This is a genomic window from Hymenobacter lapidarius, from assembly GCF_001816145.1.
Lineage (GTDB): Bacteria > Bacteroidota > Bacteroidia > Cytophagales > Hymenobacteraceae > Hymenobacter > Hymenobacter lapidarius.
Genome location: NZ_MDZB01000120.1, coordinates 114,199 through 137,395 on the forward strand (window position 1 = coordinate 114,199; position 23,197 = coordinate 137,395).

General features: G+C 61.9%; 17 protein-coding genes. 5 read left to right on the forward strand and 12 right to left on the reverse strand.

Going from position 1 to position 23,197, the window contains the following annotated elements; genetic code table 11:
• Nucleotides 1-50: 50 nt before the first annotated feature.
• Together BEN47_RS13530 and BEN47_RS13535 are read right to left on the reverse strand one after the other, a co-directional pair.
• Nucleotides 51-2,768 carry a PspC domain-containing protein gene (locus BEN47_RS13530; RefSeq protein WP_070728926.1) on the reverse strand — a complete coding sequence of 906 codons (2,718 nt, stop codon included), beginning with the start codon at nucleotides 2,766-2,768 and terminating at the stop codon, nucleotides 51-53.
• Between the two features lie 62 nt (nucleotides 2,769-2,830).
• Nucleotides 2,831-3,178 (reverse strand): PadR family transcriptional regulator, encoded by a 348-nt coding sequence (locus BEN47_RS13535; RefSeq protein WP_070728927.1) that lies wholly within the window; start codon nucleotides 3,176-3,178, stop codon nucleotides 2,831-2,833.
• A 410-nt stretch (nucleotides 3,179-3,588) separates the two neighbouring features.
• Here BEN47_RS13535 and BEN47_RS13540 point away from each other — a divergent pair, with 410 nt between their 5' ends.
• Together BEN47_RS13540 and porU2 are read left to right on the forward strand one after the other, a co-directional pair.
• Complete coding sequence (locus BEN47_RS13540; RefSeq protein ID WP_070728928.1) at nucleotides 3,589-4,719, forward strand: putative type IX sorting system protein PorV2; 1,131 nt, start codon at nucleotides 3,589-3,591, stop codon at nucleotides 4,717-4,719.
• 81 nt (nucleotides 4,720-4,800) lie between these two features.
• The gene (gene porU2, locus BEN47_RS13545) at nucleotides 4,801-9,966 is read left to right on the forward strand and encodes a putative type IX secretion system sortase PorU2 (protein WP_083322417.1); all 5,166 of its coding nucleotides are present in this window, start codon (nucleotides 4,801-4,803) and stop codon (nucleotides 9,964-9,966) included.
• A 69-nt stretch (nucleotides 9,967-10,035) separates the two neighbouring features.
• On the opposite strand, the gene BEN47_RS13550 is transcribed toward porU2, so the two are convergent.
• The 3 genes from BEN47_RS13550 to BEN47_RS13560 all read right to left on the reverse strand — a co-directional run bounded on the left by BEN47_RS13550 (nucleotide 10,036) and on the right by BEN47_RS13560 (nucleotide 12,841).
• Nucleotides 10,036-10,524 carry a dihydrofolate reductase gene (locus BEN47_RS13550; protein ID WP_070728930.1) on the reverse strand — a complete coding sequence of 163 codons (489 nt, stop codon included), beginning with the start codon at nucleotides 10,522-10,524 and terminating at the stop codon, nucleotides 10,036-10,038.
• 24 nt (nucleotides 10,525-10,548) lie between these two features.
• Nucleotides 10,549-11,496 (reverse strand): methionyl-tRNA formyltransferase, encoded by a 948-nt coding sequence (fmt, locus tag BEN47_RS13555; RefSeq protein ID WP_070728931.1) that lies wholly within the window; start codon nucleotides 11,494-11,496, stop codon nucleotides 10,549-10,551.
• Nucleotides 11,497-11,593: 97 nt separating this feature from the next.
• Nucleotides 11,594-12,841: an exo-beta-N-acetylmuramidase NamZ family protein gene (locus tag BEN47_RS13560; RefSeq protein ID WP_070728932.1), complete on the reverse strand. Its 1,248-nt coding sequence runs from the start codon at nucleotides 12,839-12,841 to the stop codon at nucleotides 11,594-11,596.
• A 109-nt stretch (nucleotides 12,842-12,950) separates the two neighbouring features.
• On the opposite strand from BEN47_RS13560, the gene BEN47_RS13565 reads away from it, so the two are divergent.
• On the forward strand, nucleotides 12,951-14,174 hold the full coding sequence (locus tag BEN47_RS13565; RefSeq protein ID WP_070728933.1) for an ABC transporter permease: 1,224 nt from the start codon (nucleotides 12,951-12,953) through the stop codon (nucleotides 14,172-14,174).
• Here the strand turns inward: BEN47_RS13565 and BEN47_RS13570 are convergent.
• Nucleotides 14,171-14,860 carry a peptidoglycan DD-metalloendopeptidase family protein gene (locus tag BEN47_RS13570; protein ID WP_239691604.1) on the reverse strand — a complete coding sequence of 230 codons (690 nt, stop codon included), beginning with the start codon at nucleotides 14,858-14,860 and terminating at the stop codon, nucleotides 14,171-14,173. The genes BEN47_RS13565 and BEN47_RS13570 overlap by 4 nt on opposite strands.
• 213 nt (nucleotides 14,861-15,073) lie before the next feature.
• On the opposite strand from BEN47_RS13570, the gene BEN47_RS13575 reads away from it, so the two are divergent.
• Nucleotides 15,074-16,177: a ferredoxin--NADP reductase gene (locus BEN47_RS13575; RefSeq protein WP_070728934.1), complete on the forward strand. Its 1,104-nt coding sequence runs from the start codon at nucleotides 15,074-15,076 to the stop codon at nucleotides 16,175-16,177.
• Nucleotides 16,178-16,303: 126 nt separating this feature from the next.
• Entirely contained in the window at nucleotides 16,304-18,046 is a 1,743-nt protein-coding gene (locus BEN47_RS13580) for a M3 family oligoendopeptidase (RefSeq protein WP_070728935.1), read from the forward strand.
• A 518-nt stretch (nucleotides 18,047-18,564) separates the two neighbouring features.
• Here BEN47_RS13580 and BEN47_RS13585 read toward each other — a convergent pair.
• The 6 genes from BEN47_RS13585 to BEN47_RS13610 all read right to left on the reverse strand — a co-directional run bounded on the left by BEN47_RS13585 (nucleotide 18,565) and on the right by BEN47_RS13610 (nucleotide 23,131).
• On the reverse strand, nucleotides 18,565-19,173 hold the full coding sequence (locus BEN47_RS13585) for a hypothetical protein (protein WP_125921676.1): 609 nt from the start codon (nucleotides 19,171-19,173) through the stop codon (nucleotides 18,565-18,567).
• Between the two features lie 50 nt (nucleotides 19,174-19,223).
• A complete protein-coding gene (gene paaD, locus BEN47_RS13590) occupies nucleotides 19,224-19,739 on the reverse strand; it encodes a 1,2-phenylacetyl-CoA epoxidase subunit PaaD (RefSeq protein ID WP_070728937.1) in 516 nt (171 codons plus the stop codon).
• A gap of 58 nt (nucleotides 19,740-19,797) precedes the next feature.
• Nucleotides 19,798-20,547: a 1,2-phenylacetyl-CoA epoxidase subunit PaaC gene (paaC, locus tag BEN47_RS13595; RefSeq protein WP_070728938.1), complete on the reverse strand. Its 750-nt coding sequence runs from the start codon at nucleotides 20,545-20,547 to the stop codon at nucleotides 19,798-19,800.
• 138 nt (nucleotides 20,548-20,685) lie between these two features.
• On the reverse strand, nucleotides 20,686-21,381 hold the full coding sequence (locus tag BEN47_RS13600; RefSeq protein ID WP_070728939.1) for a phenylacetic acid degradation b: 696 nt from the start codon (nucleotides 21,379-21,381) through the stop codon (nucleotides 20,686-20,688).
• A gap of 88 nt (nucleotides 21,382-21,469) precedes the next feature.
• Nucleotides 21,470-22,462, reverse strand: a complete 993-nt coding sequence (gene paaA / locus BEN47_RS13605; protein WP_070728940.1) for a 1,2-phenylacetyl-CoA epoxidase subunit PaaA — start codon at nucleotides 22,460-22,462, stop codon at nucleotides 21,470-21,472.
• A gap of 66 nt (nucleotides 22,463-22,528) precedes the next feature.
• Nucleotides 22,529-23,131, reverse strand: a complete 603-nt coding sequence (locus BEN47_RS13610; protein WP_070728941.1) for a TetR/AcrR family transcriptional regulator — start codon at nucleotides 23,129-23,131, stop codon at nucleotides 22,529-22,531.
• Nucleotides 23,132-23,197: the final 66 nt, after the last annotated feature.

Genomic DNA, 23,197 nt, shown 5'->3' on the forward strand with positions numbered 1-23,197 from the left:
AAAGCCAAAGACAGCACCGCGAAACAAGCCGTTGCATCTCGCTGCGGCCACTAGAGGCGCTTCACGCTGGAAGGACCGGTGGCGTCCACGTTGCTGCTGCCGGGGTTGCCGCTGTAGGTAATCTGGCTGGCGCCCACGGCGTCGCCCCGAATGCTTTGGGTGACGTGCAGGCGGGCCTTGCACACGCCGGCCAGGTCCACGGTGGCGGTGCGGGTCTGCAGGTTGGCGGCGGCCAGCTCGCAGGCGCCGGCCGCGTCCAGGTCTATGGCATCGGCGCTGCCGGTGGCGGTGGTGCGGCAGGCGCCGGCCTGCTCAATTTTCAGGCTGCCGTAGCTGCCGTTCAGGCGCAAGTGGCTGGCGCCGGCCTGCTCAACGGCCATCCGGTCCTGGCGGTCGAAACCGCCGAGGTCGGCTTGCACGCTGCCGGCCAGGTCGAGCTTTTCAATGGTGGGCATTTCGATGAGGATGAGAACTTTACTGTATTTGCGCCTCCAGTTGCCACCAAAAAACGAGGTGTTGCGGGGCCGGATTTTCAGCGTACTGCCGTTGTTCGTCACCCGCAGGTCTTTCAGAATACTTTCGTCGCCGCCGGCTTCCACCCTAAAGGTGTCGCCTTTGCGCACCACCACCCGGTAGCCGCCCACTACTTCCACCTGGGTGAAGCCGGTTTGCTGAAAGGTGCGGCGGCCATTGCCGTAGCTCTCCATATCAGTATCGAAGGCGGGGGCGCCGCCGTAGTTGAGTTTGAGGCCGTTGTCGTCGTCTTCGGCTTCGCTCACGTCGCCCTCATTCGAGCTGTTGCCGTCGATGTTTACGTCTTCGTCTTCGTTCAAAGACTCGACATCGGCTTCGGCGCAGCCAATGCACTCAAGCTTGTTGCCGCGCAGGCGGTACTGGTACTGCTCGGGGGTATTGGGCCGGCGGTTGTTCACGAAGTTTTCGTCTTCCAACATGTTTTCGGCAAAGCGGCGGCTCAGGCGGAAGGTGCGGTCGCGGGGCAGGCGAATGGTAAGGGCCAGGTCCTGGTTGCGGTACTTGGCGTTGGGCAGGAAGGAGAAGTGGTCGTCGAATACCAGCGAGGAGTCGCCCCGGGTCCGGATGGTGTAATCAATGGAAGTCAGGGCGTTGCGGCGGGCTTCGTCTTCGGAGGGGCCTTTCGAGCCCAGCAAGCGCAGCACTTCCAGGGCGCGGCCGCTGTCGGCGGCGGCTAGGCGCACGTCCACGCGCTGCTCCCAGTCGCGCTCCACCCGGCGGGCGTCCAGCATTATCACCGGCGCGCTGATGGCGGGGTAGCGTTCCAGCTGCTCCACTTCGGCCTCGTATTGGTACTGCCGGCTTTGCTGCGCCACGGCCATGGTCACGCCCACAATGCTCAAAATCCAGAGGCCCAGCATAGACAAGCCCACGGTGCGCGACATTAGTGAGCGGCGCAGCAGCAGGTTCAGGCCGCTCAGGAACAGGGACAGGGCCGGAATACCGAGGGCGAAAAAGCCGGCAACAATGCCCCAGGCGGGAATACCGTTCAGCATGACGTGAGCGGGGGCATCGCCCAAGTGAATGTTTTCGGAGCTGGGAATGAGGCCGATGCCGGCGCCCAACAGCACGGCCAGGCCCAGCAGCAGGGAGAAACCCATAATGGTAAGCAGCACGCCCGCCACAATGCGGATGGCCGAGCCCGCAAAATCAACCAGGGGGCGCAGGCCGCGAGCGGCGTCTTCCACAAACGCGCCCACGGGGCGGTTGGTCATGGTCGGGCCCTCGCCAAACTCATTGGCGCGCAGGCTGCTGTCGTAGCCTTCCAGCGTCACGGCGTCGCCGCGCATGCGCATCTTGTCCGAAACCGTTTTGGCTTCGGGCAAGACTATCCACAGGATGATGTAGAGGATGAAGGTGAAGCCCCCGGCAAACAAGCCGGCCAGCAGCAGCACCCGCACCAGGGTCACGTCGATGTTCAAATAAGCCGCCAGGCCCGCGGATACGCCCGCGATTTTAGCAGTGCCGGTGTCCCGGAACAGCTTGCGGCCAGCCAGGGGCCCCTGGTTGAGCATGGCCTCGGCGGGCGCCGGGGCGTCGTAGCGCTTGGGCAGCACAATCCAGAGAATGATGTAGGCCAGAAACGCCCAGCCGCCGAAGCTGAAGTGGTTGTCGCCGTCGCGAAAGTTGAAGCCCCCAAACACGCCGGGCAGCAGGAACACGAGCACAATCCAGCCCAGGCGCACCCACACCGGGTTGATGGCAAAGTACTGCGCGATGCCGGCGGCTACGCCCGCCACCTTGCGGTGGGCCATGTCGCGGTACAGGCGCTTGGGCTCGGTGGTGGCGGTGGCGGCGGCAGTAGCGGCCGCGCCCTCGGAGCCGAAAGGGCCTTTGCGGCCAAACGGACCCTCTGGACCAAATGGGCCTTCGGGGCCAAATGGGCCTTTGGGGCCAAACGGGCCTTCGGGGCCGAACGTGCTGGCGCTGCCAGCGGCGGCAGGGGCTTCCACGTCTTCGGCGTCAAGGTCGTCGGTGGCGAAGTCGCTCACGCGGCCCATCTTGGCCATCATGGATTCCACGTCGTCGAGCCCGATGACCTGCTGCATAGGCGAGATGCGAGCCGAGAACAGCTCGGCAATGCGGCCCTCGATGTCGGCTACGATGTCTTCGTGGCCGCGGTAGTTGGCAAAGTGAGCTTTCACTTCGGCCAGGTAGCGGCTAAGCACCTCGTAGCCATCTTCTTCGATGTGAAAGATAATCCCCTGCAGATTGATGCTGATGTTCTTTTTCATGGCAAAAGGCTGAAAAACGGCCGTTTAAGTTCTGGTGAGTGGAGAAGGAAAAGGCGGCTAAATCAAACAGCGGGCTTGGGTGGGGCGCTGTGCCGGATGATGGCCACCGAGGCAGCCATTTCCTCCCAGGTGTCGCGCAGCTCGGCCAGAAACTGGCGGCCGGCGTCGGTCAGGGTGTAGTATTTGCGGGGCGGGCCGCTGGTGCTTTCCTTCCAGACATAGTCTAGCAGCGCGGCGTTTTTCAGGCGGGTCAGGAGCGGGTAGAGGGTGCCCTCCACCACTATCATGCGGGCCGAAGTCAACTCCTCCAGCATGTCGGAGGCGTAGGCTTCGCCGCGGGCGATGATTTCCAGGATGCAGAATTCAAGGATTCCCTTGCGCATCTGAACCTGGGTGTTCTCGAGTTTCATGGGCGTAACGAATAGTAGTGGGTGAGAAACAGTACAAATGTATGGTAGGTACTTTGTAACGCAAGGTACTGGATGAATAATTCCGATTAATGCTTGTAAATATTTTGTTACGCATTGATTATCAATGTGAAAAATTTTAATAGCAAGAGTCTGTTTTTTATATTTAGGTAACTGCAAGCCCCGAGTCAGGTCAAAAACCGGTACTCAGCAGCCAGGAGCGCCGCAAATCAGGCGCGGGCCGAGGGCCGCTGCCAGCACAAACTCCAAGGCCCGAAAAAAAACGTACATCTACGGCAGCCCGGTTATTCGTCCGGCCATCGCGGGGGTTTGGCGTGAATTTGGCTGCATGACGCACTATCTTGAAGTAACTTGCGTTCCGCTGGCGCGCCCTAAAACTCGCCTTCCTGCATATGCCCCAACTCTCCTCTACTGTCCGCGGCATTGCGCTGCTGGCTGCCATAGCCCTGGTTCTGCCGGCGGCCGCCCAATCGACCAAAACGCCGAAGTACAGCAACGAATTCCTGAACCTGGGCGTGGGTGCCCGGGCCCTGGGCATGGGCAAAGTGCAGGTGAGCTTGGCCAGCAACGCCACCGCCGGCTATTGGAACCCGGCGGGCCTGGCTAACCAGACCCAGAAATACGACGGCGTGCTGATGCACTCGGAGCTGTTTTCGGGCGTGGTGAAAAACGACTACGCGGCCTTTTCCATGCCGCTCGATGCCCAGAGCGCCATTGGCGTGAGCGTGTTGCGCCTGGGCGTGGACAACATTGCCGACACCCGCAACCTCATCAACGAGTACGGCTACGTCGACTACAGCAAGATTGAATACTTCTCGGTGGCCGATTACGCGCTGCTGGTGTCCTACGCCCGCAAGCTGGGCAACGTGGAAGGCCTGAGTGTGGGCGTCAACGGCAAAATCATCTACCGCAACATCGGCAAGTTTGCCACCGGCTACGGCTTTGGCGTAGACGCGGGCGTACAGTACAACCGCAGCGGCTGGAACATGGGCCTGATGGTGCGCGACATCACCACCACCTTCACCCAATGGTCCATCAACGCCGATGAGTACCAGAAAGGCATCAACAGCACCATCGCCAACGGCGACGACCCCATTCCCACCAACAGCGCCGAAATTACCCTGCCGCGCTTTGTGCTGGGTGTGGGCCGCCGGGTGGCGCTGCCCAAGGAATTCTCGGCCCTGGTAGCCGTGGACCTGGAGGCCACCACCGACGGGGAGCGCAACACGCCCATCTCCACCAAAGCCGGCAGCATTGACCCGCGCGTGGGCATCGAGTTGGGCTATAAGGACCTGGTGTTTCTGCGCGGCGGCGCCGGCAACTACCAGAAGATTCAGGACTTTGCGGCCAGCCCCGGCAGCACGCCCGGCAGCAGCTGGAAAGGGCAGTACAGCGTGGGCGCCGGCGTGGCCATCAGCGGCCTGCGCGTCGACCTAGCGCTGTCGCGGCTGGCGGTTGAAAAGCTGGGCAGTACTTCCCAAACCAACTCGCTGATTGTTTCGCTTGGCTACGGGTTCAAGTAAGCCTTTGGGGCCGGTTTGTTGGCTTGAAGAGGTGCCATAGACTGAAATAGAGGATATAAAATAAGATATAGCTACTTAGGCATGGAAAATACAAGTACTGCTTCAAAACGAGTTGGTGGGTGGTGGGTCTGGCTGATGGCGTTGATGCTATGTGGCCCGGCGGCCATGGCGCAGTCGGGGCCCTACGGCAACGAGTGGATAGTGCCCAGCCAGCAATACTATAAGGTGAAGGTGACGCAGACCGGCATTCACCGCCTCGACTTTCAGTACCTGACCCAGGCCGGCCTGTCCGGCATCGACCCCAGCCGGCTGCAGCTGTGGCGCCGGGGCCGGCAAGTGGCCGTGTACCAGGGCGGCAGCCCCACGGTATTCGATGCCAGTACGACCATCGAGTTCTACGGGCAGCGCAACGACGGCCAACTCGACCGCGACCTGTATAAGAAAGCCTCCGACCAGCCCCACCAGCTCTATAGCTTCTACACCGATACCGCCGCGTATTTCCTGACCTACCCCGGCGCCTCGGCCCCGGCCGCTAAACGCATGGACGAGCCAGCGGCCGCGGGCGGCACCCCGCACGCCTGGCGCCTGGCCAGCAGCCTGAAGCTGGAAACCAATCAATTTGCCGACGCCGCCCGCGGCGATACTTTTTTGCCTTGGCTGGAGTCGGGCGAGGGGTTTTTCTCGCAGACGCTAGGCGGAGCAGCGGCAGTTACGAGCATCGATTCGACGCTGCAGGCCGTGGTGTCCACGGGGCCGGCGCCGTATATGGAGCTGAGCATAGTAGGAGCTACGTTTGCGCCGCACAACGTCGAAGTTTCGGTCCTGAATCCGGCAACTGGTACCTACCGCACAGTCACCCGGTTGGTATTTACTGCATATAATAAGGCGGGTGGAAGATTCCCGTTGGAACGGGCCGAAATTGGGCCCAATGGTCTGGTTACGGTCAAGCTCTTGGGGAGCACCGGCAACATCGGTACCCGGTCGGACTATTTCCGTCGCGGGTTCGTTCGCGTGGTGGCACCCCAGGCAAATAGCTGGCTGGGCCCACGGCGGCACCTGGCTTTTGCCAGCGACTCCCTGCTGGGCGGTCCGGCTACCTACGAAATCGACAACATCCCTGCCTCCGTGGTGGGCTACGACATTCACGACCCGTGGAACGTGCAGCGCGTGGCGCCCACCGCTGCCCTTACGCTGGGCCCGCTGGGGCGGCGTTTCGTGTTTCCGAGCGCCACTGCGGCCCGGTCGCGCCGGTTGTTTCTGGCCGATGCGCAACGGCCTTTTGTGCCGGTGCCAGCCAAGCGGGTACGCTTTCGCAGCATCAACCAGGCCGCTGTAAACTTTGCCATTATCTCGCACCGCCAGCTCTACGGCCCGGCCACCGACAACGGTGCCACGGTGCCCAACGCGGCAAAGGAATACGCTAAGTACCGAGCCTCCGCGGCTGGCGGCAGCTACGACACGCTGCTCATATCCACGGCGCAGCTCTATGACCAGTTTCACTACGGCGAACGCTCGTGGCTCGCCATGCGGCACTTTGGCCTGTGGCTGGCGGCTGGCGCCCCCACCAATTCCGAACGGTATTTGCTCTTGCTGGGCAAAGGCATTGTGCCCAGCGAGGGCGGGGTCCGGTATCGCACCGGCGGCGAGTTTGGTCTCGACCTGGTGCCCACCAGCTCTCGGGCCGTGTCCGACAACATGCTGACGGCCAATTTCCAGAACGACGACTTTGTGCCTAAGCTGCGCACCGGTCGCCTCACCGTGACCACGCCCCAGCAAATAGCGAACTACCTGGGCAAACTGCGCACCCACAACGCCCTGGGACTGGAGCCCTGGCGCAAAAACGTGCTGCACCTGGTGGGCAGCAAAGACCCGGACGAAGCAAGAGTTTTCCCGGTAATAATGAACCGGAACAAAGCGCGCGTCGAGCGGCCTTTGTTCGGCGGGAAGGTGACCACCTACATCCGGGATGCTGCCCTGCCCGTGAGCGTCAATATTTCGACGGAACTGAACGCGGGAATCTCCCTGATGACCTATTTCGGCCACGGCTCCAACAACACGTTCTCCCTGAACTTCGGCACGCCATCGGACCCCACGTATCAAAACACCGGGAAGTACCCGTTCTTTTATTTCAACGGCTGCGCGGCCAACCATACGTTTACCAGCGGCTACACCATAGTTGAGGACTGGCTGTTTGCCGACAAAAAAGGGGCGCTTGGTTCGCTGGGCACATACGGATTGAGTTACGCTGACCGGCTGGAAGTATCGCTCGATACCGTCTATAAGCTCATGTTCAACGACCCTAAGACGTACGGCAAGCCCATCACGGCGATATACGCCGAGGCGGTAAAGCGCCTGCAGAACACGCCCTATTTCACCGACGATATTGGCATTGAGCAGCTGCTGGGCACCGGCTGGCAGGGCGACCCGGCGCTGGCGCTGTTTGCGCCGGAGCGGCCGGATTTTATCGCCAGCTCGGCCAATCTGTCGATTGTGCCCACGCCGCCCGGCAACGGCCCCGTGCGGGCATCTTCCCCCGACTTTGTGCTCAATGTGGGCGTTACCAATCCGGGCCAGATTACCACTGACCCCCTGGAAATTAAAGTAACCCGGACCGTGGCCGGCCGGGCCCAGGTTTTCAACTTCACGCGCCGCCAGTCCTGGAGCCGGGACACCACCTACGCCCTGGTGCTACCCAACACCCTGGCCGACGGCGGCCTGAGCACGTTCCAGGTGGTGCTGGACCCCAACAACAAGGTGGCCGAACTGAGCGAAACCAATAATACCGCTCAAATCGACTTTACCTTCCTTCAGGGCGGCCTCACGGTGGTAGCACCCACGGAGTTTGCCATTGTGAGCAGCAGCACCCCGCGCCTCGTGGTGCAGAACAACAACCGCGGCGGGGCACCGCGCGACTACGATTTTGAGGCCGATACCATTCCCACCTTCAACAGCGGCATTGTCCTGCGCTCGCCGCTCATTCGGGCGGGCCTGCTGGCGGAGTGGGCGCCCACGCTCCCCGCCGTGGCCCCGCGCGACAGCGTGGTGTGGTACTGGCGCGCGCGCTTCCACACCCCCGAGCCCGGCGAGGACGGCGGCTGGGTCACTGCCTCGTTCCGGGTGATTCCGGGCAGCCCCGGCGGGTGGTCGCAGAGCCACTACGGGCAGCTGCAGCGCACCACGCGGACCGGCGTTGAAGTAAGTGCTCCATCGGGAGCGTGGACGTTTGTGCCCACCGAAATTCCCATAGTGCTGCGCACGACTGGTGGCGGCGTCGCTGGCAGCCCCGCGCAATTTGGCTCGCTGTCGGGAGCCGGCATTTTTCTGCAAAACGGCGGTGGGGTACCATCGGTCTCTGGCTGCGGCGTCCGGTCGCCCAACCTGCTGATTGCCGTGTACGAGCCCGGCAGCCTGCGCCCCGTGACCATGCCCGGCAACTACCAGCGCTGCGGCCAAGCCCCCAACAGCTTCTACTATTTCTCGGCCAGCGACACCCAGCCGGTTGATGCCACCGATAACCTGAACCTCAGCGCCGCCCGCCAGCAGGAGCTGGCCGCTTTCCTGGCGGCCATTCCGGCAGGGTCGTACGTCGCTCTGGTATCGGCCAACCGTTTGCAATACAGCCTGCTGCCCGCCGCGCTTAAAACCTCTATTCAGAACCTGCTGGGCTCGCAGCTCATTACCAGGCTGGCCGATGGCGAGCCACTGGCCCTCATTGGCCAGAAGCTCACCGCCAGCACCGGCCGCCTCATCCGCGAAGTCGGCCCCGATGGCGCGCTCGCTACGCCCGGCTACGACCAGGGCCTGGAGCTGCGCAGCAGCCTGCAGCAAAGCTCCACGGCCGGCCGGGTGGTTTCGCCCCTCATTGGCCCCGCCAGGGACTGGCAGAATCTGTTCGCCAACATCCGCACCGTGACGGCCAGCGGCGTGCGCACCCTGAGCGTGGTCGCCGTTGATGCCCAAGGCCGCGAAACAGTGGTGCTGCCCAACGTCACGCCGTCGATGGTGCAGCCGCAGTCGCTGGCTGGGGTTTCGGCCGCCCAGTACCCGTACCTGCGGCTGGAGCTGGCCCTGCGCGATGACGTGACCCGCGTGCCGCCGCAGCTGCGCCAGTGGCTCGTCACCTACCAGGGCGTGCCGGAAGGCGTGGTGCGCCGCGACCTGGAGCCCGTGGCCAGCTATGCGCCTGCAACCCTGCTCCAGCAGGCCACCTCCGGCACCGGCGATGTTGCCTTCAACGTCCGGTTCCAGAACGTGTCCACGGTGGCCTTTCTGGCCCCGCTCAAGGCCCAGGTGAACGTGCGCAATACCAGCGCGTCCGGGCAGCCTATCGTGAGAACGGTGGAAGTGGTGTTCCCGGGCGTGCTGGCTGCCGGGGCCACGGCCACCATCCCGGTCAAGGTGAGCATGAAAAACCTGTTCGGCACGTTTGTTATTGAGGTTTTCGTGAACCCGCGTGTGCAGCCGGAGCAGCTGTATTCCAACAACGAGCTGCTGCTGGACCCGTTCACCATTACCGACAACAACCTGCCGCCAACCCTGGACGTGGCCTTTGATGGCCGCCACATCCTCAACGGCGAAATCGTGTCGCCCACGCCAATTATCGCCATTCAGCTTAGCGACGAAGACCGGGTGAACACCATCACCGACCGCACGGCCTTCACGCTTTCCCTGCAAAAGCAGGGCACTGCCACGCCCGTTCAGGTTGACTTGAACGCCGCTAATGTCCAGTTCAGCGTGGTAGTGGACAAAGGCAGCGTGGCCAAGCTGGAGTACCGTCCGGGCCTGGGCGCGCCCCTGGCCGACGGCAAGTACACGCTGCGGGTGCAGGGCCGCGACCCGCGCAATGCCGCTGCCGGCGCCCAGGATTTTCAGGTGAGCTTTGAGGTGGTCAACGACTCCAAAATTACGAACCTTTACCCGTACCCAAACCCGGTGACGAGCAAGGCCCGCTTCGTGTTCACGGTGACCGGCCAGCAGCTGCCCACGAACATGAAAATCCAGATTATGACCGTCACCGGACGGGTGGTGCGCGAGATTTTCATGAACGAGCTGGGCCCGCTGCACATCGGCAACAACATTACCGACTTTGCCTGGGACGGCACCGACTCCTTCGGCGACCGGCTGGCCAACGGCACCTACCTCTACCGCGTGTCGCTGGACGACCCGAGCGGAGAGTTCGGTCGCCGCCAGACGGCCGGCGACCGCGCCTTCAAAAACGATTGGGGCAAGCTGGTGCTGATGCGCTAAGACTTGCCGCCGCAATAAAAAAGGCCGCCCGGTTGGGCGGCCTTTTTTTGTTGCAATGAGGGCGCGTAATTACCGCCGCCGGAGCGTGACGAAACTAAACGCGTAGGCGTGCTGCTCGTCGGCCTCGTGGTGCTCCCGGGACTCCTCCCGCCACTCAGCGGCAGGGAGCGTTGGGAAAGAGGCATCGCCCTCAAAGGCGTGGTGCACCTCGGTGAGGTACACCACGTCGGCATAGGGCAGGGCTTCGCGGTAGATTTCGCCCCCGCCAATGACGCACACTTCCTCGTCGAGCTCCCGGGCGCGGGCCAGGGCGGCCGGCACCGAGGCCGCGGTTTCGCAGCCGGGGGCGCTCCAGTCGGCCTGGCGCGTTATCACGATGTTGGGGCGCTTGGGCAAGGCCCGGCCGAGGCTGTCGAAAGTGCGGCGTCCCATCAGCACCGGATGACCCAAGGTGAGACGCTTGAAATGCTGCAGGTCGGCGGGCAGGCGGCCCCAGGGCAGCTCACCTTTGGCACCAATAATGCCGTTTTCGGCCACGGCTACTACAAATGAAACCATCGGAAACAGTTAAATAGAAAAGAGTTAAACGGATTGAGCGGGCAGCTTAAACCCCAGCAGCAGTTCCTTCACCGGCAGCCGTTTCTTGCCTTCAAGCTGCACATCCAGCAGGTCGAGCCAGCCATTGGCGGCGGCCACGCGCAGGTAGTGCCGGCCGTCCGATTCCCAGGTGCCGGGGGCGGCAAGGGGCTGCTGGTCGGTGGCCTCGGCTGGAGTGGCTTGGGCCCGAAATATTTTGATAATGCGCCCGTCGGGCAAGGGGGCGAAGGCCGTGGGAATTGGGGAGAGGCCGCGCACCCAATTCACCAGCTCGGCCACAGGCCGTGTAAAGTCAAGCCGGCCGATTTCTTTCTGGATTTTAGGCGCCGGGCGCAACTCCTCCCGCTGCTCCTGCGCGGTGCTGGGCGCGGTGCCCGCCGCAATGGCTTCTACCGAGCGGCGCGCCAAGGCAGCCCCGGCCACCTTCAGCTTGTCGTAGAGACTGCCAAAGTCATCGGTGGGCGCAATGGTAATCCGGTCTTGCAAAATCAGGTCGCCGGTGTCGATTTCGTGGCGCAAAAAGAACGAAGTGACGCCGGTTTCGGTGTCGCCTTGCATCAGGGCCCAGTTGATGGGCGCCGCCCCACGGTACTGCGGCAGCAGCGAGGCGTGGATGTTGATGGACCCCAGCCGGGGCATGTTCCAGACCATTTCGGGCAGCATGCGGAACGCCACCACCACCTGCAGGTCGGCCCCGTAGCCCCGCAGCTCGGCCTGGAATTCCGGCGATTTCAGGTTGGTGGGTTGGAGTACGGGCACGCCGTGCGCTTCGGCGGCCACTTTAACCGCCGATGCCTGCAACTGGCGCCCGCGCCCCGCGGGCCGGTCGGGCGCCGTTATCACAGCCACCACCTGGCCCCCCGGCCAAGCCAGCAGGCTTTCAAGCGTGGGAACAGCAAAATCGGGCGTACCCATGAAAACCAGCTTCAACATATCAGGTGTCAGTGTAGTAGTAAAAAGTGCCGGGCGTTTTTCCTGGCAGGAGCACGGCCGTATTCAACCCAGCCAATAAAATTCAACAACCCGATGACTACCGCTCCGGGTACAGCAAATATTTGCCCCGCAAGGTTTTGAATTTGACTAGGCCCGGCTCCCAGGAAGCCCGGATTTCTGCTTCGCTCTTGCCGGCTATGATTTGCTCGCGCAGGGAGTTGCTGCCCGAAAGCTGCTCGAAATATTTCCCAAAAAAGTGGGCTTTGTCAGTGCTTTGCTGATAAAAGTCGAGCAAGTATTTCAGCACGAGTCCCGACGATTCGCGGGCCGGCGCAGTGGCTAGGTTGAGCCCGTAGCACAGCTGCCCGTTGAGCGGCGGCGTGGGCGAGCCCGCGTTGGGCTTGGGCGTGAACGAGAATGGCCGGCTAGCCGGCTGCGTGGGGCTGCCAATGATTTCAAACGGTGTGGGCGTGCCGCGGCCCACGCTCACATTGGTGCCCTCAAACAGGCAGATGCTGGGGTACAGCCGCACCGAATGGTGGGTGGGCAGGTTGGGGGAGGGCCGCACGGGCAGGGGGTAGTTGGTGGAGTGCGTGTAGCCGGCGGCCATGGGCACCACCGTCAGGCGGCATTTTTTGCCGCCGGCCAGCCATTTTTCGCCGTTTATCATGGTGGCCAGCTCGCCCACCGTCAGGCCGTGGGCGATGGGCAGTGGGTCGAGGCCCACAAATGATTTGTGCGCGGGTTCCAGCACGGGGCCGTCCACGAGGTCGCCGTTGGGGTTGGGCCGGTCAAGGACCAGCACGGCCTTGTTTTGCTCCGCGGCCGCCTCCATCACGTAGTGCAGCGTGCTGATGAAGGTATAAAACCGGGCGCCCACGTCCTGAATATCAAAAATCAGCACGTCCACGTCGGCCAGCATTTGCGGCGTGGGCTTTTTGGTTTTACCATACACCGAGCGCACGGCCACGCCGCTGCGCGCGTCGCGCCCGTCCTTGATGGTGGCGCCATCGGCTTCTTCGCCTCGAAAGCCGTGTTCCGGCGCGAAAATGGCCGTCACGTTCACGCCCCGCGCCCGCAACGTGTCCACCAGAAAGGCGTTGCCCACCCGCGAAGTCTGGTTGATAACCAGCCCCACGCGCTTGTTCTTCAACTGGGGCAGGTACTTTTCCAGCTGCTCGGCGCCCACTACCACTCCGGCGGCGGCGCTGCCAGGAGCGCCCGTCGGGGCCAGCGTATCAGCCGGCTCCGTGGTGGCGGGAACGGTAGCGGCGGGCTTTGTGGTGCCGCAGGCTGGCAACGCCAGGAGCAGCGATAGGGTGATTTTTGCGGTAATACCAATCATAAAGGAGGGCGAAAAGGCTGAAAAAAAGGGTGCTGGGTAGCAAAACGGCAGGCCCGCAGAAAAGGAGCGTGGCCAGTACCGGTTCAAAACGTAGCTTTACGGTCGAAAAATGAATGTCGCCCGCTACATTTCGCAGAAGATTGACGGAGGAGCCGATTCTGGTTCGTTCACGTCGTCGGTCACAAAAATAGCCATCATCAGCATTGCCATGGGCTTGGCGGTGATGGTGGTATCGTTTGCCATCCTGCAAGGGTTCCGCAACGAGATACAAAACAAGATTTTCTCGTTTGGGGCGCACCTGCAAATTTCGCGCTACGACACCAACAATTCCCTGGAGGTGGCGCCCATTGCCGCGCCGTTGTTGGTAGAGGAGCTCAAGCAGTTCCCAGAAGTAAAGTCTACGCACCCCTTCGCCGTGAAAACGGCCATCATCAAAACCAAGGACGAAGTGCTGGGCGTGGTGCTCAAGGGCATTGCCGAAACCGACGGCCCGTCGCCGATGCGCGTCAACATGACGGCCGGCAAGTTCCTCAGCTTTCCCGATTCGGCGGCCAGCGACGACGTGCTGGTGTCGCGCAAAGTAGCCGACAAGCTCCGCCTCGTGGTGGGCGACAAGGCGCTGTTCTACTTCATTCAAACCCCGGCCCGCATCCGGCAGTTTCGGGTCAGTGGCATCTATTCCACGGGCCTCGATGAGTTCGACGAAGTGTACGTTATTGGCGACATCCGGCAGATTCGGGAGCTGAACTCGCCCGCCTGGCCCGACTCGCTGGTGGGAGGCATGGAAGTCGTGCTCAAGGACTTCGATACCATTGACCGCACCGCTGATAACTTCTACGAGAAGCTGCCCTACGACCTTAAAATTGATAAAATCACGGACCAGTACGCCCAGCTCTTCGACTGGCTGCAGCTGCTGAACCGCAACGTTATTATTTTCCTGATTCTGATAATTTTCGTGGCCACCTTCAACATGGTCGCCACCATTTTCATCATGATTCTGGAGCGCACCAACATGATTGGCATCCTGAAAGCCCTGGGGGCCACCGACAATCAGATTCGGCGCATGTTCTTTTTCCGCGGGCTCTCGCTCACGGTGCGCGGCATGCTCATCGGCAACGTCATCGCCGTGGGATTCTGCGCCCTGCAGTATTATTTCCACGTCATTCCCCTCGACCCGGAAAACTACTACATGGACCGCGTGCCGATTTCCTGGGACCCCAAAATGCTCCTGCTGATGAACGCCGCCACCTTCGTAACGTCGCTGCTGGCCGTGCTAATCCCCACCTACCTGATTGCCCGGATTAAGCCGGTGGTGGCCATCAAGTTCGACTAAAGCTGGCGGCACTGCAGCACCAGGTTAGGGTCGGGGCAGAGCGCCGCCCATAGTTCCCGCTCCGAGGGCCGCGCCACTCCGGGGAAGTCACCAACTCGCCCGCCCATGTCGGCAATGAGCTGGAAATGCAGGTGCGGGGGCCAGTCGCCATTTTCCGGGTAGGGGCCCACGCTGGCAAAGGGCTGGCCTTTTTCCAGCTGCTGGCTCACGCGCAATAGCGCCCATTCCAGGCGGCTGAGGTGGCCGTAGAGGCTGTAGAAGGCGACGCCTTCCAGCTCGTGCTCCAGAATAACGGTGATGCCGTAGTCGCCGAAATCGGCATTGTCGGCCAGGCTGTGCACGCGGGCCGGCAGCGGCGCCAGCACCGGCGTGCCGGCCGGCAGCCACACGTCCACACCCAGGTGCAGGGACCGGGCTTCTTCTACCTGGCCGGGGCCAAAGTGCTGGCTGCGGCGGTAAATCACCCGGTTTTCGAGGTAGCCGCCCACGCCAATGCTTGCGCCCTGCGCGGCCAGCATGGCGTTCACAATCTGCTCAAAGGCGGGCGTGTCGCGCAGGTCGGCGTTGCAAACCAGGGGGTTGTTATCAGTTAAGTCGAGGCGGGTCACGGCCGGGCCATTGAGGTCGACGGGCAGTACGGGGCCGAATTCGGCCTGGTGGCGGAGCAGGAGGGAAGCGAGCAACAAGGATGGAAGGCGTAGGGGATGAAAATGGACAGCTCAGCGCTCAACAGTTTGCCGGGGAACCCTGTTGAATAGCAGCCGCGGCGGCAAGTTACCTTTGCGGACGAACTAGCGCCGTAGGCGGCGCCGGACTGCTTTTATTTTTAATCTTTTTTTAAGTTCAGGAGACGGCTGCACTGCGTATAACCGCAACCTCCCACCACCCCATTCCCCCGCATGAGCTACCAAACGCTGACTGTTGTTGCGCTGACCCAGGAAACCGCCGATTCTGTCACCATTCACCTTGAGCGGCCCGACCGCCAGCCCATCAGCAGCCGCCCCGGGCAGTTCCTGACCCTGATTCTACCCTGCGGGCCCGGCGGCAAAAAGGAGCGCCGCGCCTACTCGCTCAGCAGCACCCCGCACGAAGCCCCGCGCCTGTCGGTGACGGTGAAGCGCGTGCCCGGTGGCCTGGTTAGCAACTATTTGCTTGATACCGTACAGGTTGGGCAGGCAATGGAAGTGATGGAGCCCTTGGGCAACTTCACCCTGAGCCCCAGCCCCAAAGCGGCCCGTTCGCTGGTGCTTATCGGCGCGGGTTCGGGCATTACCCCGCTCATGTCCATCCTCAAGGCCGTGGTGAAAACCGAGCCTAACAGCCACGTCCTGCTCATTTACGGCAACCGCAACGAGGAATCGGTGATTTTTCAGCGGCAGCTCGCCGACCTGGAAGCCAGCACCAACGGCCGCCTGCAAGTGGAGCACGTGTACAGCCAGCCCCTGAAGCCCGCGGCGCCCCACCGCCACACCGGCCGCCTCAATCGCACCATGATGCTGCGCATTCTGGAGCAGCGCCACCAGTTTCCGGCCGAGCAAGCCGAGTACTTCATGTGCGGCCCTGAGGGCCTGATGATTGAGGCCCGCGCCGCCCTCGACCTGCTGAACGTGCCCGACGCCCGCATTCGCCGCGAGAGCTTTGTGGCCAGCGCCGACGTGGCCGAAGCCGCCACCGCCCAGCCCAACGGCCACGGCGACGTGACGGATAACCCTGCCGACAACACCAAAACCACCCGCACGGTCACCATTCAGTACGAAGGCAGCGAATACCTCATTGAGGTGCCCGCCGGCAAAACCATCCTCGAAGTTGCCCTCGACCAAGACATCGACCTGCCCTATTCCTGCCAGGCCGGCCTTTGTACCGCCTGCCGCGGCAAGTGCTTGAGCGGCAAAGTGCACCTGGACGAGCGTGAAGGCCTGTCTGACTCCGAAATGAAGCAGGGCTACATCCTCACCTGCGTGGGCCATCCCATGACGGACGACGTAGTAATTGAAATTGGGTAAATTTGGAGAGCCGAAGCCGGGGCGGCTTCGGCTTCACGCCTGGCCGGCCCAGCGCTTGCTCCAACACGCCACGGCTGTATTTTAGGCAGTCGCTACTGAATTTCTTCTACTAGTATCTAGTATCCCATGACGCTAATTGCTGAACCCACCGCCGAGTCGGCCACCGACACCAGCCGGCCGCCGCGCTACTACCTACCCGAAGATTTTACGGTCACTGACTGGGCGGCCATCGAACCGTTTTTTCAGGAGCTGCAACACCGGGAGGTGTACACGGCTGCCGAGTTGGAGCGGTGGCTGCTCGACCGCTCGGAGCTGGAATCGGTGCTGAGCGAGGACCTGGCCTGGCGCTACATCCGCATGACGTGCGACACGCAGGACAACGGCCGGGTTGAGGCGTTCCAGTACTTCGTGAACGAAGTGGAGCCCCAGGTTGCGCCCTACGACCACGCCCTGAACGAGAAAATGCTGGCCTCGCCGCACCTGTCCGGGTTGGATGAGGGCCGCTACGGCGTGTTCCTGCGGTCGGTACGCCGGGCCTCGGAAATTTACCGGGTCGAGAACATTCCGCTTAAAACCGACATCAGCACCAAGCAGCAGCAGTACGCCGCCACGGTGGGCGCTATGAACGTCGTCCTCGACGGCCAGGAGCTGACCCTGCCCCAGGCCGCCGACCGCCTGAAAAATCCCGACCGGGCCGTGCGCGAAACCGCCTGGCGCGCCATTCAGGCCCGCCGCCTGCAGGACTCCAAGTCGCTCGATGTCCTGTTTACCGAGCTGGTGGGCCTGCGCCACCACGTGGCCCAAAACGCCGGCTTCTCCAATTTTCGGGATTACATGTTTGCCGCCCTCGGCCGATTCGACTACACCCCGCAGGACTGCTTCAATTTCCACCAGGCCATCCGCGAAACGGTGGTGCCCCTCATCGACGACTTCGACCTGGAGCGCCGGCAGGACCTGAGCCTGCCCGCCCTGCGCCCCTGGGACCTGGACGTGGACCCCAGCGGCCAGCCGCCCCTGCGGCCCTTTGGCACCGGCGAAGAGCTGCTGGAAAAAACCATCACCGTCTTCCAGAACCTGGATTCGTACCTGGGCGACTGCCTGCGCACCATGCGCCAGATGGGCCACCTCGACCTGGAAAGCCGCAAGGGCAAAGCCCCCGGCGGCTACAACTACCCCCTTGATGAGACGGGGGTGCCCTTTATCTTCATGAACGCCACCAGCAGCCTGCGCGACGTGGTAACTATGCTGCACGAAGGCGGCCACGCCGTGCACTCCTTCCTCACCCGCGGCCTGCCGCTGGGCGCCGACAAGCACCCGCCGTCCGAAGTAGCGGAGCTGGCCTCCATGAGCATGGAGCTGATGAGCATGGACCAGTGGCACGTCTTCTTTCCCGATGCCAAAGACCTGCGCCGGGCCAAGAAAACCCACCTGGAAAGCGTGCTCGAAACCTTCCCCTGGGTGGCTACTATCGACAAGTTTCAGCACTGGGTGTACGAAAACCCCGGCCACACCGAGGCCGAGCGCCACGGCCGCTGGGCCGAGATTTTCGACGAATTCAACCAGCGCACCGTGGACTGGAACGGCCTGGAGGCGTTCAAGCCCTACCTCTGGCAGAAGCAGCTGCACCTCTACGAAGTGCCGTTCTACTACATCGAGTACGCCATGGCCCAGCTCGGCGCCATTGCCGTGTGGCGCAACTTCCGCCAGAATCCCACCGAAGGCCTGGCTGCCTACAAGCGCGCCCTGGCCCTGGGCTACACCGCGCCCATCGGTCAGATTTACGCCGCCGCCGGTATTCGCTTCGATTTCAGCACCGATTACCTGCGCACTCTGGCCGACTTTATCCGCGAGGAGATGGCCGCGCTGTAATCGAGGCGCGTTGCTCAAAAAAAGCCCCAATGTATTCGTTACATTGGGGCTTTTTGTTGGAGCTTAAAAAACGAGAAGACTACTGCCCGTCCTCCGATTTGGCTTCCAGGCAGGAAAGCGTCACGTGTTGAAACGTGGGGTCGTCGTTGGCAGTCATCTGCGCCAGTGTGAACAGTAGGACATATCAACGTCTTGCCGGGGCAGAAGCGCACCGTAGCTTTGGTGCCGCACGGTGCTGTCGGCTCCACGTCTTCCTCTGATGAGCAGCCCGTAAAGGCCAAGGCTACAAATAGCCCCAAAACGGCCCACGACGAGGTAATGAATGTGTGACGCATACAGATGAAGGGTTTTAAAAGGTTCTGTAAGCGGTTGACCGCTCCGGGCTTCACAAGGTTGCGCGGGACTCATTTCCCCGATTATCTTTTTTGGCAGTTCCTGAGCAGCGCTTTTTTACGACAACATAAAAAAGAGCCTGACATGCGTGCCAGGCTCTTTTTCATAGAATAATCCGGACCAGATTAGTTGGCGCCGATTGTGAACAAGGGCAGCTTTTTGAGGTCTGCATACTTACCGCCCAGGGACTGCAGCTCGGTTTGGTGGAGCTGGAGGTAGGTGTTGTACTGGCTGGCGGCGCGGTCGTACTGTAGGCGGAAGCCCACCACGCCCTCGTCAAGCTGCCGCAGGCCTTCCACGAAGTTGCGGGCGTTTTCGGTGGGGGCGTTGTCGTTGGGCGCGGCAACGGGGTACACGGCGCGCAGCAGCGAATCCTGGGCCGTGTCGTACTGGTCAATCAGGTCCGAGTTGGCCATGGTTTGCTGCGTGTAGCGGCGGGTTTTCAGGCGGGTGTTGGCACGTTCCAGCCCCTGGAGCTGCGCCGCGTTGATGCCCGGCTGGTTTTTGATTTCGCGTAGCAGCAGGCGGGTTACTGCTATTTTCTGGTCGTCGCTCTCGGTCATGTTGCGCCACTTTACGTCCACGGAGTCGCGTAGCACATCAAACTGGGTTTTCACGGCAGCAGCCGAAGCCGGGTCGAGCACGGCCGTTTTGGTGGCGTCGCGCTTGCAGGAGGCCGCGCAGCCTCCAGTAATCATCAGGACAACAACCGCCGTTTTAACGGAGGAAATCATGGTCTTGGGCATGTGGTAACAGGTAAATCAGGTAAAAATCAACGCCGAAGCTACACCGGCTTGAATTGCTCGAACAGCTGGCGGCAGTCATTACAATAGTGCACCGCCCGGCACAGCGTAGCCCCAAACGGCGTGCGCAGCTCCGTATTGTTGCCGTGGCAGTTCGGACACTCCGCATACTCCAGAAAGTCGAGGTCGAAAACCTGATTGCCGATGACCGGGGGCGGCGACAGTTTGTGCTGGCGCAGCGCCTGCCGGCCCGCTTCCGTGAGCATGTCCGAGGTCCAGGCTTCGCGCATGCTGATTTCTACTTCCACGGCCGGCACGCCGTGCGCCAGCAGCGCGCGCTCCACATCGCGCTTCATGTAGTCCATGGCCGGGCAGCCCGCAAACGTGGGGGTAAGGTGCACCGATACTTTGCCCGTCACGGCATCCACCTCCACGCCCCGCACCACGCCCAGGTCAATGAGCGAAATCGTGGGGATTTCCGGGTCTTTCACGGCCTGCAGCCACTCTAATATTTGGCTTTTACCTATTGGCTGGTGACTGTTAGCTTCTGTCAGCATAAGATATTGGTAGGGAAAAGATAACAGCTAGCCGCCATTAGCCAGCAGCTAAAAGCACTTACCAGTCGGCCGTGGGGTCCAGCCGAAACACCTCGGCCATCTCGTCCAGCAGCGGCTGCAGGTGCTCGGTGTGCTGGCCGTAGCGGCCGCCCATTACCGGGGTCAGGGCCAGCACGTCGGGCACTTCCAAGGCCGTTTGCGCCAGCACTTTGCTGATGCTTTCCAGCCAACGGCCCCGCAACTCGTCTTCGCCAACAAACAAACCCGAGCTGATAATTTCCGCTTCGGCGTCCGTTTTCTCAAAGATGCCCAGGGCATAGGGCAAGGTGAAGTCCAGGGACCGCTGCATGCGCTCAATGGCCTCATCCGTGGCCGTGCCGAGGCGCTTCATCCACGTGTTGGCGTGCAGCGCGTGGTACTTCAGCTCGCCGCGCAGCTTGCGGGCTACTTGGGCCAGGGGCTCGTAGCTGCTGGTGGCCAGCGCTTCAAACCGCAGCAGCTCGGCGTGGTCAAACAAGAAGTGACGGGTTAAGCTGAAATCGTATTCGCCGATGGGCAGCTCCACTAGCTGGCAGCAATGAAACTGCGGCGCGTTGCGCGTAAAGGCCACCGTATCGGGCTCGGCTTCGCCCAAAGCACGCAGCAGCGAATACAGTTGCAGGCTGTGCCCCAGCTTGTCCTGGGCCATGCTCGAAAACGCAATATCTTCTTCCAGAATGGGCCCCAGGCCGTTCCATTCCGAATTGCGGTGGCCGAGAATAAGCTGGTCGTCGGCGAGACGGTATAATAGGTCGAGCGTTGGGTTCATGCGGGGTGCGGCGTTGGGGCCGCCAGCAAATAGTGGAGTAATTTCGGAGCCATTAACTTCTAGTTGTCAGCTCTTTTCGCTCACTAACAAATAGTTGCAATAAACGCATTGCCTGTTTAGTTTGAAACAGGTACTTAGTTAGTCGGCTTGCGAGGTGCCGGTTTCCGCCTTGAACCGTTCAATCCGGTCCTGCACTTTATAGGAAATGGCGTCGCGGTACTTCTTGTCGGGCGTGGTAGTCCAGATGTCGCGGTCCTCGTCATCGGAGCGCAGGAAGTCGGCTGAGCGGGCGGCCCACACGTTCACCACCGGGCGCTGGTCGCCAAACACGGCTTTGGCTACCTGAAGCGCCTGGGCCGGCGAGTTGGCCCGCACCTTGCCCACGTGCTGGTGCGCCTTGCCGCGCTTTTTGAGATGGAAAATGTCGTAGTCTTCCTCACCGGCCGCGTAGGCGGCTTCCTCCGCCGCCGTGTCATCTCCGAAGCGCGGGTCGGCGGTGGCCGTAGCGGCGGCTTGCTGATTAGTTAGCAAGGGCAGGGAATCGTAAGCCCATTCCTGGTCGCCCACGTAGTCCGTCACGGTGATGGCGGCCGTGGGCACCACCCACAGCCCCGTGCAGGCGAAGCGCCGGCTATACTGCTCTTTTGCAAACAGGAAGGCCACGTCGGCCTCCGGGGCATGCACCGGACCCACGTACACAAAGGGCGCGCCTTCTTTCTTCTGGTGAAAGGCCTCGTAGGTACCAAACTGGTCCAGGGCGCCTTTGGCCGCGGCGGTGGCCGGAGCATCGGGCAGCCCCAGGCGGTTCATGCGCGGGTCGTGGGAATGTATCATAAGAAGGGTTGAATGTTGAGGGGTAAGTGTTGAATTAAAAATGTCGGATTCTTAATTCAACATTCAGCCCTCAACACTCAAAACTTCCTTATGCCAGCGGGCGCACGTACTGCGTTTTAGGCGTGAGCAGGGCGCGGCGCACCCAGGCGCCGTTCTCCTCGGCGGCGCGGCGCACGGCAATGCGCTCGGCATTGCAGGGGCCATCGCCATTAATCACGCGCTTGAAGTCTTCCCAGTCGGGCTCGGTGAATTCCCACTGGCCGGTTTCCTCGTTTTTGCGCAGGTTGGCGTCGGGCAGTGTCAGGCCGATTTCCCAGATTTTGGGCACGTACATGTCCAGGAACTGGTTGCGGCATTCGTCGTTGCTGGCCATTTTTACCTTCCAGCGCATCAGGATTTCGGTGTGCACGCTCATCTTATCTGACGGGCCGAAGAAGGTCATGATGGCGGGCCACCAGCGGTTGAGGGCTTCCTGCATCATCTTGCGCTGAATGGGCGTGCCCGTGGCCAGGTGCACCACGGCGTCGTGCCCGTACTTCAGGTGGAAAGCTTCCTCGGCGCAAATCCGGTCGAGGGCGCGGCAGTAGGGGCCGTAGCTGCCCTTGGCGTTGGCCAGTTGGTTTACAATGGCCCCGGCGTCAATCAGCCAGGAAATCACGTTCGAGTCGGCCCAGGTAGGGGTGGGGTAGTTGAATACGTTGGAGTACTTGCTCTTGCCGTTGATGAGGTCGGTGAGCATTTCTTCCCGGGTCTTGCCCAGCGTTTCGGCCGCCGAATACAGCAGCTGCGCGTGGCCCACTTCGTCCTGCACCTTGGCCATTTGGGCCATTTTGCGGCGGAAGCCGGGGGCGCGGGTAATCCAAGTGCCCTCGGGCAGCGAGCCGATGATTTCGGAGTGGGCGTGCTGCTCAATCATGCGGGTGAGCTGCTTGCGGTAGAGGGCCGGCATCCAGTCGCCGGGCTCAATCTTCTCGCCTCGGTTAATGCGGGCCTCAAACTCGGCCAACAGAATGGGGTCCTCGTTTTCCAGGCCGGTCAGGGCGGTGGTCGGCAAATCGTGGGTGCTGGCGGAACCGTACATATATCGAGTGCTTTTGAGTGAGGGTGGGACTGAATGAATGCGAAAGAGAGGAAAAAAACCCGGTAGCTAGACCGGTTCTTCGGTGCGCCGAAGCCCGCTGAGCAGCTGCTCGGCCAGGCGGTGGGCTATTTCGTCGGGGGTGAGCTTGCCGTCGGGGCGGTACCAGGCGGGCAGCCAGTTAAGGCTTGCCAGCAGCGTGAGAGCGGCAAAAACGGCATCGGGCGCGTGCAGCTCGCCCTGGGCCATGCCCCGCTGAATGAGCGCGCGAAAGGCAACCTCATACCGGTCGCGCAGGGCCAGGAACTCGGTGCGCGCGGGCTCACTCAGGTGGCGCCATTCGTGCAGAAACACCGCCGAAGCCGCGCTGTCACGGGTAAGCACGCGAACGTGGGCCTCAATGGCCTGCCGCAGCTGCGTGGCAATCGGCGCCGAACCCTGGGCCGTGGCCGCGGCAAAGCCCGCAAAAAAATCCTCGGCCAAGCCAAAGCACACGCGGTGCAGAATTTCCTCTTTCGACTTGATGTGCGAATACAGACTGCCGGCTTCCAGGCCCAGCTCGGTGGCAAGCTCGCGCATGCTGGTAGCGGCAAAGCCCCGCGCCCGAAACATGGCCGTGGCCGTGCGGTCTATCTGGGCCTTGCGCGAACGTTGGGGAGCTACAGTGGGCATGATGCATTACAAAGGTATACTTCCTAACGCTCGTTAGCAAAAAAATGTTGCAGGTTTTTTTCTCTC

Coding starts and splice junctions, on each gene's coding strand:
- paaA (WP_070728940.1), bottom strand. CDS start 22,462: ATGTACGGTTCCGCCAGCACCCACGATTTGCCGACCACCGCCCTGACC.
- BEN47_RS13540 (WP_070728928.1), top strand. CDS start 3,589: ATGCCCCAACTCTCCTCTACTGTCCGCGGCATTGCGCTGCTGGCTGCC.
- BEN47_RS13575 (WP_070728934.1), top strand. CDS start 15,074: ATGAGCTACCAAACGCTGACTGTTGTTGCGCTGACCCAGGAAACCGCC.
- BEN47_RS13560 (WP_070728932.1), bottom strand. CDS start 12,841: ATGATTGGTATTACCGCAAAAATCACCCTATCGCTGCTCCTGGCGTTG.
- BEN47_RS13610 (WP_070728941.1), bottom strand. CDS start 23,131: ATGCCCACTGTAGCTCCCCAACGTTCGCGCAAGGCCCAGATAGACCGC.
- BEN47_RS13580 (WP_070728935.1), top strand. CDS start 16,304: ATGACGCTAATTGCTGAACCCACCGCCGAGTCGGCCACCGACACCAGC.
- BEN47_RS13600 (WP_070728939.1), bottom strand. CDS start 21,381: ATGATACATTCCCACGACCCGCGCATGAACCGCCTGGGGCTGCCCGAT.
- paaD (WP_070728937.1), bottom strand. CDS start 19,739: ATGCTGACAGAAGCTAACAGTCACCAGCCAATAGGTAAAAGCCAAATA.
- BEN47_RS13535 (WP_070728927.1), bottom strand. CDS start 3,178: ATGAAACTCGAGAACACCCAGGTTCAGATGCGCAAGGGAATCCTTGAA.
- porU2 (WP_083322417.1), top strand. CDS start 4,801: ATGGAAAATACAAGTACTGCTTCAAAACGAGTTGGTGGGTGGTGGGTC.
- fmt (WP_070728931.1), bottom strand. CDS start 11,496: ATGTTGAAGCTGGTTTTCATGGGTACGCCCGATTTTGCTGTTCCCACG.
- BEN47_RS13565 (WP_070728933.1), top strand. CDS start 12,951: ATGAATGTCGCCCGCTACATTTCGCAGAAGATTGACGGAGGAGCCGAT.
- BEN47_RS13585 (WP_125921676.1), bottom strand. CDS start 19,173: ATGATTTCCTCCGTTAAAACGGCGGTTGTTGTCCTGATGATTACTGGA.
- BEN47_RS13530 (WP_070728926.1), bottom strand. CDS start 2,768: ATGAAAAAGAACATCAGCATCAATCTGCAGGGGATTATCTTTCACATC.
- BEN47_RS13550 (WP_070728930.1), bottom strand. CDS start 10,524: ATGGTTTCATTTGTAGTAGCCGTGGCCGAAAACGGCATTATTGGTGCC.
- paaC (WP_070728938.1), bottom strand. CDS start 20,547: ATGAACCCAACGCTCGACCTATTATACCGTCTCGCCGACGACCAGCTT.